Here is a 16512-nt window from a genome sequence, read left to right on the forward strand (position 1 = left end):
CTCTTCATCGGGGTGAGATTCTTTTCTTTATAAAAGCAAAGGAAGTGTTTTTGGTATGCCTTTGATGGTTCGTTACTTCGCACAGTTGTCCTGCACTGCGGTATTTTTGTATTCTGTAATTGCAAGCTCTGTCTCTTTTGCATTGGTTCAGATCGACATTACTCAGGGTAACGTTGAGCCTGTTCCGATCGCTATAGATGCATTTACTGGGAATAACAACAAAACAAAGGAGCTGGGACATCAAATTACAGAGGTTATAGCGTCTAACCTTCAAAACTCTGGATTATTTAGAAGCGTTAGTAAAATCGCCTTTCTAGAGGAAACTGGTTTTGACAAAACTCCTGTATTTGCAAATTGGAGGAAACTCAATGCAACGGCCTTAATAGTAGGAGTTGTTGAGGAGGTTTCGCATGACAACATCGTCGTACATTTCAAGATGTGGGACGTCTTTAGTGAAGTACTGGTAGAGGACACAAGGTATCAAACCAGTTACAAGGCCTGGAGAAGGATCGCACATAAGATATCTGACAAGATATACAGTCGTACAACTGGAGAGACTGGATATTTTGACACGAGGGTAGTGTTTATATCTGAGGATGGTCCTCCTAAAAAGCGTGTAAAAAGGCTTGCTGTCATGGATCAAGACGGTGAAAATGTCAAATTTTTAACTAATGGTAAGTATCTTGTCTTGACCCCTAGATTTGACATGAAAAATCACAAAATTATATACATGTCATATCAAAATCTTGTACCAAAGGTATATACCCTAGATATACACACTGGCGTGCAAAAGCTTATAGGGCATTTCCCTGGAATGTCGTTTGCGCCAAGATTTTCTCCAGATGGGCATTATGCTGTTATGTCAGTGGCAAAACATGGGGCTACCAACCTTTACCAGGTTGACTTACGAAGCGGTGTTATGACGCAACTGACTTATGATCGTGCTATTATCAACACCTCACCATCTTATTCTCCGGATGGTAGTCGCATCGTGTTCAACTCGGACAGAGGTGGTAGTAGGCAGTTGTACGTTATGAACAGGGACGGGTCTGACGTCAAGAGGATAAGCTTTGGCACTGGTGTATATGCCACACCAGTATGGTCTCCTAGAGGAGACTACATTGCCTTTACAAAGTTTGACGCTCAAGCTTTTTACATAGGCATCATGCGTACTGACGGAAGTGGGGAAAGATTGTTAACGACCAGTTGGCTGGATGAGGGACCAACATGGTCACCTAACGGAAGAGTTATCATGTTTACAAGGCGAAGAATGGACGGCCATAGCAATCTCTATGCTATTGACATCACGGGATACCACGAGCGCTTGATTAGAACGCCCCAGGACGCCTCCGATCCAGCGTGGTCTCACCTTCTTCAATGATCCGCATTTATATAGCCGCCTTTCTCGCTCCTTCATTCCTCCTTTGTCATACCAAATCCCAGATTAAATCAGGGAAATGGATTTGAGGATCAGGCTGATTTCTCAGGGCCCATGCTTTCTTCTAACCACTCTTCTACGCTTTTTTGATCCATCACACCTGGCTTCATCTTGACGTATTGCCCGTCTTTAAACAGCACCATAGTAGGCATACCTCTTACACCAAGCTTAGTAGCCATTTGCATTTCGGTACTCATGTTAATTTTCAAGATTTGCAACCTGTGCGCCATCTTTTCGTCTACTTTTTCCAGAACCTCAGACAGCTCTCTACATGGCACACACCATGCAGCCCAGAAATGTACCAAGACATATCCTTTCGACTGTCCAACTACCTGATCAAAAGCATCATCAGTAACGTGTCCTATCATTGTTTTATACCTATTTAAGTTTGACCATAGACATGGTACACACTAATCGCAATTAGTGCCAGTAAAATTTTATATCTTCACTCTCACTTCTCCTAAAATAACGTGTGCACCGCTCTTTTTTATACCATGTAGCTCTTGAACATTTACTCCATGATATACACGATATCTGTAACCTATACCGGTCCTGATCCTTTCAGATACTACAAAATCGATACCAAATCCTATCTGGTGAATAAAACCATTTTTTGTCTTAGATACGCCTGTAGCGATCGAGCCAACATCTACAGCATGATTTTTCACAAATTCTACCGCATCGTAACTACTTGTGACCTTATATCTGGTGTTACCGTACCCTATACCAAACATTACATACGGTGACATACAACGCCATGGTTTGAAGTCAAAGTAACCGTTCAACATCAGGCTTAAAGCAGTAGATTTGAAGCCTAAAACGTGACTTGCAGAACCATTTGGTGGTGTAATAGCGCAATATGTATCATTACATGGCAATGAAGCTGTAAACACCGGTCCAGAATTGTCATATTGAGCTGTTCCAAAACTTTGATCTATAGGAGCGGCAGCATTTAGCGAACTACTGACCGATCTGCTACCGTTACTTCGCACATGAGCAACAGCAATCTCCCCCCTGACGTTCTCGGTGATATACCTACCAACACCAATTTCTATTGTGGCATTATTTGAGATCATTCTTTTTCTCAAATAATCATCGGTATTTAAAACATAAGTTGCTGAACCGTCATCAGTAGGGCGGTTACCGGCTGTATAGCCAGATGGCAAATTCGGCTTCGGCTCTACGTGCAACCCTTGAAATGTGACGTTTTCTGAACCGCTCAAATTGCTTTTGACTTTTTCGCTACTCACTCCTACTGAACCAACGACATAAAACGATTCTTCAGCAATAGATACCGAAGGTACTAATAACAGAACCGCCAAGTACTTTCTCATTGTTACCTCACCTTAAGCACATTAACATATTTTAAGGTATTTGGATTTTTCAGAGGTTGCAACACGAACATCTACTGTATTTCACAAATCATCGCTTCCATTAGATTCATACTTTGCATGTAGCTCAAAGTATTCACCTTTTTTATCCATGAGCTCTTCATGCGTACCAAATTCCGACACTTTACCGTTTGAAATAACGTATATTAGATCGGCATTTTCAATAGTTGATAGTCGATGTGCAATTGTAATTGTAGTTCTACCCTTCTTTAAGTACTCAAGCGCTATCTGAACTTGCTTTTCAGAAATGGAATCCAATGCAGAAGTCGCCTCATCCATTAAAAGAATCGGAGCATTTTTCAATATCGCTCTCGCTATTGCGATCCTCTGTTTCTGCCCACCCGATAGCTTGATCCCTCTCTGCCCAATGTGAGTATCATACCCATCAGGTAGACCGGTAATAAAATCATGGGCCGCTGCTATCATGGCCGCTTCCATCACATCATCGTCGGTAGCGCTTAATCTACCATAGCGTATATTCTCCTTTACCGTGTCGTCAAATAGGGCAACATCTTGACTCACTAAACCCATAGCGCCCCTCAATGAGCTCAGTCGTATCTTACTAATGTCGTATCCGCCTATGTGAACCGTGCCATAATCTGGATTATATAGTCTCTGCAACAAGCTAAAAATCGTCGTCTTACCTGCACCAGAACTACCTACTAAAGCTACAGTAGAACCATCTGGTATTTTCATATTTAGACCATCAAGTATTTTCACACCGTCATCATACGAGAAGAAAATATTTTGAAATTCTACATCGTAGCTCTTCACCGCCACATCTGGTAGCAGACGATCATCCTCAATCACAGGACAATGATCCAATATGGCAAATAACCTCTTAGATGCTGATAAACCTTCTTGCATAGAAGTATTTAGCTGTGACAGCGTCTTTAATGGCTTGTACAACATCAACAGTGCCGCAATAAATGAAAAAAAAGCACCTGGAGTTGTATGTCCTGATATGACTTCCATGCCCCCGTACCATACTATTACTGCCACAGCTACACCCCCTAAAAATTCCATAATAGGAGAGGAGGCAGACTCAACGTACGAGGCTTTTCTATACAACTCAAGAAACCTGTTTATTCCACGCCTTGCTCTTGATATCTCGTATTCCTCACGACAGTATGACTTAATGATCCTGAAGTTTTGAAATGTTTCATCCAATCTCACAACAAACATACCCAATTCTTCTTGTATGTTTTTTGCTATCTTTCTCATTCTTCGGCTTAGCTTTATTATTGGAAAGAATGCAATCGGTATCATCAACATCACTATACATGCGAGATGATAACTTTGATAAAACATCAAGCCTATCAAACCGATCACAGTTAGCAGCTCCATAGTCATACTGGTAACAGCATCCGACAAGATCTTACGCATTGCATTAATATCATTTGTAAACCTGGAAATCAGGTTACCTGAATGAAATTTATTTAAAAAATGCATATCTGCGTAAATCAGGTGTGAATACAACCTCAGCTGAATATCGGTCACGATCTTTTGACCTATTCTTTTCATAATGGCGGTTTGAAAGAATGCAGCGATTCCTTTTATCAGTGCGTTCAAAATAACCCCGCAGGGTATGACGTAAAGCAAGCCAACGTTCTTTTTGACAAAGATGTCATCTAGTATCGGTTGTAATAACCATGCGTTTATAGCGGTCGTCATTGCGATTAAGATCATACAACAAATCGCAATTATGAACCCTTTCCTCTGGGAGGATACATGCTCTTTCACTAAACGAACTAGTAACAGTATACTATCCATACACTTAATATCATTGCCAAAAACATCGATAGCTCAACACATCACTTGATCGTCATACTGGGTTAATGAGATACACACGATACCACAAACGGTTATAAAGTCACACCACATCTATTCTGGCAGAAGAAGAAACAAGGCATACTCCCATCAACTTCCTAGTGATGCCTTGTGACAGGCATAGTCGACTACTTTATAATCTTTCTCCAAATTTCTTTCAACAGTGAGTAATTTTCCTCTCTCTTAGTCGCCATGTTTTCCTCAAAACCGTCTTCATCATCAGCGTTTGATGGTACGTGAGACGAGTGGGATTGCTCTACATCTTGCGCCCTCTTGTTCTTGTGCCCTTTTTTATAGCGTTTACTTTGGCGGACCCGCTCCCCACGCTCTACTGGTTCTTCGGGAGTTGGAGTCTCTTTGGGAGGCTCTTGTGTGCTCTTCTCTTTCCATCTCTTACGATAACCAGAGTCATTTGCATCGCTCTGTTGCTGGGATAAGGCATACGGCTCCGAATCAATTACAGAGAGTGCTGTAGGTGCGCCTACAATATCCTCTGACTTCTCATCAATTGCTTCCAAAAAGAAACCATCTTCACCTGCTTCCTCATCTATATAGAAGGTAATCTTGGACTTAGATGCCTTTTCTAATCTTATGATTTCATTTCTCTTGTTGTTCAGTATGTACAATATCAACTTGCTACTGCCCGAGACCTTCACTTCCTTAGAAGATTCTGCGCTAACTTCGGCATCTAAAGCTCTAAAGACAGCGACTGCGGTAGCCTCAACTGGCCTGATTCTTCCTCTACCGTTACAACTTGTACATATTTGGGTATTAGATTCCATGAAACTGGTTCGCAACCTTTGCCTGGTCATTTCCATCAACCCAAACATTCCTATTCTGCCTATTTGAACCTTAGCTCTGTCATCGCTTACAGCCTTCATGAAAGCTCTTTCGACAGTTTTCTTGTTTTTCAAACCATCCATGTCTATAAAGTCTATGACTATCAGACCGCTTAAATCCCTTAACTTCAGTTGTCTGGCGATTTCAGATACAGCTTCTAGGTTTGTCTTTAAGGCAGTACCTTCTATATCTCTTTCCGTCACTGCTCTTCCGGAGTTAACATCTATCGCCACCAGGGCCTCGGTGTGGTTAATGACGAGGTAACCGCCGGACTTTAGGGTGACAACATTGTCGTACAGCGCGCTGAGTTGCTTTTCCACCTCATACTTCACAAACAGCGGAGGCCTACCCTTATAAGGCTTAATTTTACTGACATGTGTTGGCAACAAGGATTCCATGAACTGCTTGACACTTTTATAAGCTTCTTCCCCAGAGACGAGGATCTGCTCTATGTCGCTTGAATAGATGTCACGTATCGACTTCTTTACTACATCTCCTTCCTCATGAATGAATGTAGGTGCGCTAGACGCAAGAGTATGCTCCCTAATGTTGTTCCACAGTCTAGTCAGATAGTTAAAATCACGCTTAATCTCTGCTCGAGTTTTATAAGAACCGGCAGTTCTTATTATTATGCTAGCTACCTTCCCAGCCTTATTGCTTAGCTCTTCTGCGATCAATTTTAATCTTTGACGTTCTCCAGCATCCAGCAACTTGCGGGACACTCCGCTTGCACCAAAGGAATTTGGCATCAGTACGCAATAACGACCAGCCAGACCTATGTACGTAGTCACGGAGGCTCCTTTATTTCCTCTTTCTTCCTTTGTGACTTGTACAAGCATTATTTGATCCTTTTTAATAACTTCTTGTATCTTATAATTCTTGTAAAAGTCGGGCTTAGAATAAAGCACCTCGTCCTGTATTTTCTCTGACATAGTATCGTCGCCAGGACTCTTTTCAAACAAAGGACCTTCCAAGCCATCCTCTCCTTCAGATGCAGTGGAGGCCATGTCATTTGGGACAACTATCTCCTCGTTATCCTTTTCATCTTCGTCAATTTCAAACTCCTCCATTTTTTGATCGCTGCTAAGCACGATGTCCTTACTTTGCTCACTACTGATCAGCGAACGAAGCAGCACCTCCTTATCCGCAGTAGGGATATGATAATATGAAGGTTCTATCTCTGAGAAAGGTAAGAAACCAAGTTTATCACCGCCATAGTCTACAAAGGCAGCTTGCAAAGCAGGTTCTACCCTCATAACCTTTGCTAAATAAATATTGCCCTTAATGGACTTTTTGTAAGTATTTTGGTACTCAAATTCTTCAATAACTTTATTATTTAGTACTACTACCCTGGTCTCCTCGGCGTGTGCAGCATCTATTAACATTAACTTTGACATCGATTTTACATCCTCTTAGCATAGTTCTTTGATCGTCAGAACGGACAGAAAGAGCGTTCAATTGCTCTCTGTATTTCTAGAAGTTCCGTCTAGTCTATATAACTTGACAAAAGTAGACGAACTTAACACTGATGGACGTATTTAATAGTATATTGTTCACTTAGTCAATATGTTTTAGCATCATATCATTGACTATGCTTTGAACTGGGGCTCAGGGTACGGATGATGGTAGTACCGTTCTAGCTTTCTCTGACTACCATGCACCAGCTATTTAGGATATACTATTGTTGAGCATTATCATGTTCATCTCGCCACTGCACGTAATACCCTGTGGTTCTATGAGGAAAAATAATGCCTAATACCAACAGTAAATGTGTGTGCTCTAAGGCTTGTATGCGGCGCGACGACAGTACCAGCGCCTGGTATCAATCTATTTCTCCCATTTATTAGTGCTTCCTTGGAATTTTGGACCTTATGTAGATCAAAATATCTGTAAGCAAAGTCTATGGTTTTATTGTCGCAAATTTTGTAGGTGATACCAGCTCCAATACTCCATGCTAAAGCAAACTTTCCATTTCCTTTGATATCTGTTCTTGAAGTAATGTTTCCGCTGCCATCCAATACTCTGACACTATATGTATCGCTTTTGTTGTAGACTACACCAATACCAGCAGTGATATAGGGTATAAACCTTTCATGTCTTTTGAAGTCTACATAACCATTCATCATCATGGCAGTACTGTATATGCTTTGACTATCTCCATGCCTCAACCTACAAGTACTATTGCTGTCTTCCCTGGTCTTTGAAACCTTTAACCTATCAAGCCTCAACAACATGATATCGCTTCTCAGATAATCATTATAGTTGTATCCAACTGCAGCATCAAACATTGCGGTACTTGGGACCTTTGTATCGTACATGGTTATGGGGGCACAATTTTCACCAGGGATTTGAAATCTACTTAACTTGTTTGGCATAGCCACACCCACATCCCCCCTCACGTACCACTTAGATATTCTTTCATTAGCATATGCGCCAGACGACAGAGAAGACACAATACCGATCATCACTGCCTTATTGATAATACTTTTCATCATCACATCACCTTTCATTATTGTTGTTGTCTTACTCACTCCAGAAAGCGTCACCACTCCCACATTTACGGCCATACTGCGGCTGACATTCATGCCATTCACCCCAAAATTCCGATACTATACCCATCTCATCATCAGGTACAATCTGGTCAAACACCTTACAAATCTCCTTACATAAGTTTTGTGTATATGGATCCAAATCACAAGCATCTCTAGTCCTCGCACCTTGACCTCCTACCTCTTGCATTTTGCCGATATAACATAGCTTTGCAGACGCAGTAAATAAATGATAATATAATTGTCCTGCGTCATCTGGACTTAAGATCGAAAGCTTTGTGGAGTCTATTTTTGTATTCTTTAGATCATCACAACACTTTGCAGGGTCTATTTTTGTATTCCTTGGGTCAGCACAACCATCCAGCACCCTTCTTTGGGAACCCTTACAAACCTGAACGTTAATCATTTGGTGTTGTATAGAAACCATATTGGCGGCGATTTCCGGTCCAGGATGTGGCAGATTTGGGAAAAACGATATTTGTCCCAACTTATAGTCACTTAGCGTTCCCAAGGCATAATTAAACCTGTTTGCATCACATAATAGCGCGCTATTTATTAGATGGTTGTTTTGAGAGATAGGATCCAAATTGCACTTTACCAGTTCGTCGTTGAAAAGCTTTAATGTACACAAAGAATCACCGTGATTCGATTCTGTGTTTGAATCAAGTTGAGACAACCCACAATTTGATACAATCCCATTTAACACCGGAGCTACCACCGGCGCTACCACCGGCGGTATGATTGGACTGCTAGCACACAAGGCTTGGCCGTATTGACCAACGTTATTCACATCCAGAGGCGGTTTGCTGCAAACCTTCAATGCTGCGTTCAGTCCACTAGCAAGACATACCTTTGTAGCATAATCTGCTAGATTAGCGCTAGAAAACGCAGTGCCCCCACACGTTCTTTGCAAATCAGCGTTAAAAGCGCTAACATCACATACCGTCTGCGCATAGGTCGCTGCATTAGCTGCATCAGCTAATGCATTTAACGCTTTAGGTGTACACTTAACACCTACATCATCGAAGTTCTTTACCGCACACACTTTCTTAGCGTAATCTTCTGCACTAGCTGCAGATAACCCAGTAGCCGAACATGTCGTTTGCAACTTAGTGTTGAAAGTGCCAGCATCACATACCGTCTGTGCATAGGTCGCTGCATTTGATGCGTCGATATTAAGTCCACAAGCCTTTAATGGGTTACTTAACATCGTTACAATTGGACCACCTGCCTTCATATCATCATCCACAGTACGTATCACCGTATCAAGATTTCCCAGATCCATACCTGGGTTCTTTTTTTCTATACTCTTGAGTACATACTCTCCTATCGCATCTGATACATCTTGCCTTGCAAAAGGATCACACGTCATTATCACCTCCCCCTTAAACTGTTTATCAGCATAAATTTGCTAGTTATACTTTATAGTCAAGATTGTTATTGAGAATATGTCAATATTAATTTTATTACATACATTTTGATGATTAATCGCCAAATTCTTCTTTATTTACAATGCCTATAAAATATTCTGTACAAAGCAAGTATCAGGAGTATAAATGGGCTGTTTAACAAATATTAGTAGCTGTATGAGTAAATTTGTGGCAGTTCTTTTCCTTGTTCTGTTCTCAAGCTTTGTGCCGATGCAGTGTCTAGCCACAGCGCAACCCAGTGAATCTGACACATTCCAAGCCCATGACGCTGCTCCGCACACTGCTCGCGCCCGTTACCAGTCGCGACAAAACAGCATGATGCCCATACCGTCCAAATACTTGACTCGATCATTTTTGCTTTACGCTCTTTTGCACAACACTTTTAACGATCAAGAGCATGCAGAGAGCGGTGGCTATAGCATGCTCACCAACCCATTTTTCTTGTTGTATGCTGCAAGAACAGTGAGTGCCTTTAGGCATGCACTTTTACAGACTCCACAGGCCAAAAATCTTCTTCAATTACAACATCAACAGTTCAGGATGATTAAAGGTAGCCTAAAACCCTATCACAAAGCAATCATGGCACTTAGGAACGACTACAAGGAACGGTTTGATGTCATCTCCGCGGAGGTCACCGACAAGGCGACGGAGACGTTTCAGTCTTTCAAAAAATCCTTACAGGGCTATCTAAACTAGAGCCCTGCGTGCATTTCTTTGTTGTGCTAAGAATCATTATGTTACTGCTTTTTTCACGCTTTCCACCCTATTTTTAACGATAACCAAGGAACTCCCCTTATACTCGTTCAAACACCTTCTTTAAATCATCTAGAGAAAGCTTAGTAAAAGTAGGCCTACCGTGATTACATTGCGCACCAAATCCTGTTTTTTCCACTTCCCTCAACATAGCGTTCATCTCTTCGACACTTAATTTCCTTCCGGCTCTCACACTTGAATAACAAGCAATCTTACTACATATCTCGTTCAATTTTTCGTGTATGAATGTCTCCGGATCGACACTTCCACCCTCATAGTCCGACATCACCTGTGACGAGAAATCCGTAAGAAATCCTTTGATATCAAGTTCCCCAAAAGTCAGCGGCACGGCTGTGATCACAATCTGTGATATACCATTCCTTTCGATCAAGATGCCAAATCGGCTTAGCACATTTGCTAGTCCCAGGATATCATTGGTACCACGCGCACCCAACTCCAATACTTCTGGAATTAACAGATGCTGAGACTTGATGTACTTGCCCTCGATTATTTGCTCTTTAATACCCTCCAACACTAACCTTTCATGGGCTGCATGTTGATCCAAAATCACCATGCCATCTTCACTCTCCGCTATAATATACAAATTCCCAATCTGGCATTTGGCGTATCCCAAAGGATAGTGAACATCAAAAGCCTTCTGCTTTTGGACAGCATGTGCATTTCGCTCAACAACGACATTATCTTCAATAGGTACTGGCTCTACTCTATCAGAACTTTTGTGCATCTCCTTTCTATCAGACAGCACGACTCCTTTGTTCACACGATAATCTTTGTTATCACTTGATGGAGAAACAGCGTTGCTATTCCATGTCCGATTTCGTTCTTCATCTCTTGGAATTCCAACAAATCTGTTGTACGTGCCGTGGGTCTCACCCTCCAGCTCCTTCCTTTTGATCGCTTCAGACTGTCCTGACAACTCTAAATTTCTAGAAAGCGACACTTTGGAAGCATCAGCCACGGTCGTTGAATGTACGGTATTATTTGCTGCAATAGCTTTTCTTATAGAGGAGATTATTAAACCACGAGCAGAAGACTCGTCCCTAAACCTCACTTCAGCTTTTGTCGGATGGACGTTCACGTCTACCATTTGTGGCTCAATATCTATAAAGAGCACAACTACAGGAAACCTATCCCTAGGCAATAGCCCCTGATAAGCAACCCTTATCGCTGTTGATAATACCTTATCCTTGACTATTCTGCTATTGACATAGGTATAAAAATTGGTGGAAACGCCTCTCGAATAAGTTGGCAGAGACACATAACCTCTGACTGCCATATTTTTGTGAACAGCATCCACAGGTATGGAATTTTTTATAAAATCATCACCTAATACGTCTTTGATTCTCTCATCATTGGCTTCACCTTGTATACATTTGTAATCCAACACAGTCTTTCCGTCAGATACGAGTTTAAATGCAATATGAGGGTGAACAATTGCAAAACGCTCTATCAGTGACGTACAGGCACTGACCTCTTGAACTTCCCCTTTGAGAAATTTTAATCTATTTGGAGTGAAACAAAACAGATTACAAACCTCAACAGTGGTCCCTTGCCTATGGCTGGCAGGCTTCATTCTGCTGTTCTCACCGTCATACACCTCAATCTCCCATGCTTCATCTTCATCTCGGCTCTTGCTAACGATCTTAAGTTGTCCAACAGCACCTATTGAGGGCAACGCTTCACCCCTGAAGCCATTGTATGCGATTTGGGATATATCTTCTTCCAATAGCTTGGATGTAGCATGCCTTTCTATAGCGACGGCCAGATCGTCTTTGCATATTCCTATTCCGTCGTCACTTACCACTATTGCATTTCTACCGCCTCTTTGTATAGATACGATAATATTGTGGGCTTGAGCGTCTATGGAGTTCTCAACCAGCTCTTTCACAACAGACATTGGGCGCTCGATCACTTCGCCAGCCGCGATCTTGTTAATGGTACTGTCTGATAGCCTTTTGATTCTCATAACCTATACACCTAATAAATTTATCACCTCGCATACCACTATTCCCCAACCACACACGCCGACTATCAACCAAACCAGTTGATACTGAAGTTCTTGATACACGAAATTCTTAATTCGTGCACGGTATACAAGGTATACAGGTAACAGTACACCTATTACCACTGATATCACACCTGCAAACCTTAAAAGCACGATGAACGCATTTGGTGTAACAAGAGCCACAAAATATGGTGGTAGGACTGTCACCACCAAGGACAATAGCCTACAAACTTGGTAGCTTTTTACATATTTATGTAGTTTGTGGTTTATAGCATCAATCATACCTATGCCAACCCCTATCATAGATGTTATGATCGCTAAAATTGATATTACCCACCACATTATTCTCATGATCTCCCCACCGTATGTTTGGCTTAAAGCACTGATCATGTCTCCGACTTCAACTCTACCTTCTATCATCCGCTGATAGAAAGTACTATCATACTGACATATTGCTGTTAGGACCGTGCAAACCCAAATGCCATATACCAATGCTGGAATTATGGTCCCGTAAAAGAACACTCGCTTTAACAAAGCAGAGTCCCCTTTACAATAATCCACAACGGTATGAATAATAGGCTGAAATCCAAACGCGGTAAAAACGAGTGGAATTGACATGCGCCATACCGCAATATCACTTGACGTATGCTCATAAAGTGGAAGATGACTCCAGTCTATCTTAAAAATCAATACGGCCAAAAGCAAAGCTATGGAAGACAGTAGTCCGACAAAAAGAAGCCTATTGACATAATCCACTAATCTTATCGATATTGCCAAGATTGCAGCAACGATGCTCACGTATAACGAAGCAATACTGTCGAAACTGTATTTTACACCAGCAACATCCACAAGAAGCTCTACAATGATTGAAGTAGCTCCGTATATGTACACTGCAAGTAATACGTATGATAGTAGCTTCAAACTCACTACACCGATGAATTTTGCCATCGGACCGGCAAATCTTGCCGATAGGTCACCGATTGAAAGAGCCTGGCCTATTTGGAGATTTAACTCAACATTCATTAGTACGCTGTAATATATCAGAAGCCATGTTCCAAACATCAGCAATACACTTAAAATCACACCCAGCTTTGCAAGCATCAGAGGCAGCGCAAGCATACCCACCCCTATTGCGGTAGATGCAACCAAAGAGACAGGACCGATGTGTCTACGCATATTACTAAACTTTTTTAGATTAAAGTATTGTTTTATTATTTATCCAATCACGTTTTCTCTTCTATCACAGACGATATAGGCTTTCTACAATTAATTTATAGCTATGCGCCAGATTTTACAGACTTCATAGGCGTCATATCTCACAAAATCCATAGTAACACCTGGTTCCCAAAAGGAAAATTTTTTGTGATATGCAAAAAACCTCTTGCAAGGAAGCATTCCATGCAATAGGGTGAAATTGTGATTTTGATCAACGTCTAAAAAGAGGATTAAAGTGAACAAATCAGAATTTGTAGCTGCTATTGCTGATGAAATGAAATCTACAAAGGCAGAAGCTTCTAGAGCACTAGATGCACTACTGAAAGTTGTCAAAAAAGTTTTAAAAAAGGGACAAGAACTAAGACTTGTTGGTTTTGGTACTTTTAAAGTAGTTAGCGTACCAGCTAAAGAAGTACGCAATCCGCAGAATGGACAAAAAATCAAGGTACCTGCTTGCAAGAGACCAAAATTCATTGCTGGTAAGGATCTGAAAAAAGTAGTCAATTCTTAGCAAAAACTTCGCATTCAATGAAGGGCTCGGTTTCGGGCCTTTTTTGTATTTACCTAAGTGTTTCTGAAAGTTCTTTTCTCATCTTTCTTTTTTTTTCTTCCGGCTCTTTGTTTTTCATCAGACGGGTGTTTTCAAATTTTTGCACCTGATTCCTCTGCCTTTCGCACCTTCAACAAGGAAGTATCTGAAATCGGTCCACAGCAGAAGCTAGTGATAACAAGCTCGCTATACTCAGCCCCAGGGCGACAGTGCCAGCAGTGCTCTGCTTTTTTGGCTATAAAGTTGTCTACTGCTACCAGAACGTATTTAGTGTCTCAAGGCATCCCGGTACATAACCTACAGATACGTGCAATCGTTCACAATGACGCCACACAACCGCAGCACACTATCAGCATATGCAGAAAGGACTAGAGCGCGAGCATCGTCATGAATTATACCAATTCTCATTTTTAGATGATTCAAAACGGATTTTGTGAAACTCGGCTCTGCGCACCTATTTCAATACGCTTACGCAGCCTGATCCTCAAATCCATTTGGCTGATTTAATCTGAAACTTGGTATTACTTCTTTTCAGTTATCACAACTTCGGACAGTTATGGCAAAAGCGGGAATCCATCTGCCTTTGACAACAACTTAACAGACAACTTTTGCCCGAATTCTTTTCATTCTAATTAATTTGCGGGCAGGCTCTAAGAATGAGTTTTCTTGTGATATGGATTGAAACTTTTGATAAGATGAAGCTGTATCGGCACTCCGTATAAACTAAACTTCTCCCTTAATGTGTTTTTAAGATATCTAATGTATGAACCTGGAATATCTTCGACTATATTACAAAACAGATTAAAAGTGGGCGGGCGTGTTTTGATTTGAGTGATATACTTGAATTTTAGCCGTCTACCGTGACGTGAAATAGGAGGAATATGATTCGCAGTGCTTTGAGCCAACCATTTGTTGAGCTTATGTGTACCTATCTTAGTGTTCCATAGCCTGTAGGTATGAACAACGTCGTCTAAGATACGCTTAATGTCCTCTTTCTTCTTTAAAGCTGAAATGTAGGATATTTTAAGTCCATCAACATCAGATAAGGTTTTGGAAGTCAAATATTTCATCTCTGCTTCAAATTCTTTGTAATCATTGACCAAATCAATTTTGTTAAACACTAAAATAAGGGGTTTGCCATAATCTATAGCGGTTTTTGCAATTGTGAGGTCTTGCTTTTCCATTGGTTGTTCCGCAGAGACAACAAGGAGTATTACATCGCTTCTCTTGATCGCATTAATACTCTCTGTGACCGAGAGTTCTTCAATACTGTCTTGTATGTTCGTCCTTTTTCTAATTCCTGCAGTATCTACCAATTTGATTAGAGTATCTTTGTATGTGAATGTGTAAGCGATCGAATCTCTTGTCGTACCTGGTATGTTTGACGTAATCACTCTCTCAAATCCTACCATGTTGTTGAACAGCGTTGATTTACCAACATTAGGCCTGCCAATTATAGAGAGACTGATGCTTCTTGTGTCACTTGTTATGCCAGGAGACTCCACATCTTCCTGGGGGACAGTGAGCCATGAGACGTGATTGAAGATCGCAGCACGTATTTCATGAATTCCAATTCCATGGGCTGCAGATACAAATATTCGAGCCTCAAATCCAAAACCGCAAATATCATTGATGTTGATGTGGTGTTTACCTTCTGATTTGTTGACTATAACGATCACCTTTTTACCAGACTTTCTGAGCATCGTTGCGATGTCCAAATCATCAGATGTTAATGCGCTTCTAGCATCTATAGTGAATAGTATTAAATCTGCTGTATTGATCAGATTGAGTAGGTTCCGTGTGATGATACTTTCAAGCCCAGAGGCAGTGGTAGTTACGTTGTTTTGAAACCCAGCCGTATCGACCAAGGAGACGTAGCAGGAGTCCTCCAAATGTAGTGTTGACTCCACATGATCTCTGGTGACACCAGCATGATCATCTACTATCGCAACTTTACGGCCCACCAGTCTGTTAAACAGAGACGATTTGCCCACATTCGGTCTTCCTGCTATTACAATACGTTTCATCTAACACAACCTCAACCTATCTGGATGGTAAGCGCCAACAAAACCACCGCTGGGGTGCGAGGACATCGGCGAAGCAAAGATGCAAAAAAGACAAAAGGAAAGTAAGCTCAAAACAGACGGAGGAAAGATGAAACACAAAAGCCAACAAGGGGCCAGTGTGTAATGCAGTCAATCGTATTCTAGCTGCTCAGACGCTTCTCCTCAAACAGAACATGCTTTCTAAGTACTGGATCATACTTTCGAAAACTCAGTTTTCGAACCAGCTTCTTAGGATTCTTACGCTTCACCAGAAAATATCCGGTCCCGCCACTGCTTGCTAGTTTGAATAATACGAGATTTTTTTTGGCCATGTTTTTGACTTAATATACACTGTATCTTTGAATCATGTTTAGTCTTTCCCTTTACATAAGTCAAGTAAAAATACGGTCGATTTGAAAGCAATTGTTGCTGTTTTTTTTGTCAT

13 protein-coding genes are annotated in these 16512 nt (G+C 41.2%); 3 read left to right on the top strand and 10 right to left on the bottom strand.

The features are described from left to right. Window positions 1-64 precede the first annotated feature (64 nt). Window positions 65-1381: a Tol-Pal system beta propeller repeat protein TolB gene (tolB, locus tag EDM53_RS02770; protein ID WP_207215447.1), complete on the top strand. Its 1317-nt coding sequence runs from the start codon at window positions 65-67 to the stop codon at window positions 1379-1381. Window positions 1382-1470: 89 nt separating this feature from the next. On the opposite strand, the gene trxA is transcribed toward tolB, so the two are convergent. The 6 genes from trxA to EDM53_RS02800 form a co-directional block, all read right to left on the bottom strand. After that, a complete protein-coding gene (gene trxA, locus EDM53_RS02775; protein ID WP_130122166.1) occupies window positions 1471-1806 on the bottom strand; it encodes a thioredoxin in 336 nt (111 codons plus the stop codon). Window positions 1807-1875: 69 nt separating this feature from the next. Further along, window positions 1876-2772 (bottom strand): outer membrane protein, encoded by an 897-nt coding sequence (locus tag EDM53_RS02780; RefSeq protein WP_130122167.1) that lies wholly within the window; start codon window positions 2770-2772, stop codon window positions 1876-1878. A gap of 81 nt (window positions 2773-2853) precedes the next feature. Continuing rightward, window positions 2854-4602 (bottom strand): ABC transporter ATP-binding protein, encoded by a 1749-nt coding sequence (locus tag EDM53_RS02785; protein ID WP_130122168.1) that lies wholly within the window; start codon window positions 4600-4602, stop codon window positions 2854-2856. 185 nt (window positions 4603-4787) lie between these two features. Further along, a complete protein-coding gene (locus tag EDM53_RS02790) occupies window positions 4788-6896 on the bottom strand; it encodes an Rne/Rng family ribonuclease (RefSeq protein WP_130122169.1) in 2109 nt (702 codons plus the stop codon). Between the two features lie 336 nt (window positions 6897-7232). Next, a complete protein-coding gene (locus EDM53_RS02795) occupies window positions 7233-8084 on the bottom strand; it encodes an outer membrane protein (RefSeq protein WP_130122170.1) in 852 nt (283 codons plus the stop codon). Beyond that, window positions 8023-9420, bottom strand: coding sequence for a hypothetical protein (locus EDM53_RS02800; protein WP_130122171.1), 1398 nt, complete (start codon window positions 9418-9420; stop codon window positions 8023-8025). The genes EDM53_RS02795 and EDM53_RS02800 overlap by 62 nt, the downstream gene beginning before the upstream one ends. Window positions 9421-9634: 214 nt before the next feature. Here EDM53_RS02800 and EDM53_RS02805 point away from each other — a divergent pair, with 214 nt between their 5' ends. Beyond that, window positions 9635-10174, top strand: coding sequence for a hypothetical protein (locus EDM53_RS02805; protein WP_130122172.1), 540 nt, complete (start codon window positions 9635-9637; stop codon window positions 10172-10174). A 97-nt stretch (window positions 10175-10271) separates the two neighbouring features. Here the strand turns inward: EDM53_RS02805 and mutL are convergent, their stop codons facing one another. Then, the gene (gene mutL / locus EDM53_RS02810; RefSeq protein WP_130122173.1) at window positions 10272-12218 is read right to left on the bottom strand and encodes a DNA mismatch repair endonuclease MutL; all 1947 of its coding nucleotides are present in this window, start codon (window positions 12216-12218) and stop codon (window positions 10272-10274) included. Between the two features lie 3 nt (window positions 12219-12221). Beyond that, complete coding sequence (locus EDM53_RS02815; RefSeq protein ID WP_130122174.1) at window positions 12222-13433, bottom strand: amino acid permease; 1212 nt, start codon at window positions 13431-13433, stop codon at window positions 12222-12224. 274 nt (window positions 13434-13707) lie between these two features. Here EDM53_RS02815 and EDM53_RS02820 point away from each other — a divergent pair, with 274 nt between their 5' ends. After that, window positions 13708-13983, top strand: coding sequence for an HU family DNA-binding protein (locus EDM53_RS02820; protein ID WP_130122175.1), 276 nt, complete (start codon window positions 13708-13710; stop codon window positions 13981-13983). A gap of 689 nt (window positions 13984-14672) precedes the next feature. Here EDM53_RS02820 and der read toward each other — a convergent pair. Together der and rpmG are read right to left on the bottom strand one after the other, a co-directional pair. Further along, entirely contained in the window at window positions 14673-16049 is a 1377-nt protein-coding gene (gene der, locus EDM53_RS02825) for a ribosome biogenesis GTPase Der (protein ID WP_130122176.1), read from the bottom strand. 179 nt (window positions 16050-16228) lie between these two features. Beyond that, window positions 16229-16399, bottom strand: coding sequence for a 50S ribosomal protein L33 (gene rpmG, locus EDM53_RS02830; RefSeq protein WP_130122177.1), 171 nt, complete (start codon window positions 16397-16399; stop codon window positions 16229-16231). Window positions 16400-16512 lie beyond the last annotated feature (113 nt).

The organism is Rickettsiales endosymbiont of Peranema trichophorum (genome assembly GCF_004210275.1).
Lineage (GTDB): Bacteria > Pseudomonadota > Alphaproteobacteria > Rickettsiales > Midichloriaceae > RICK02.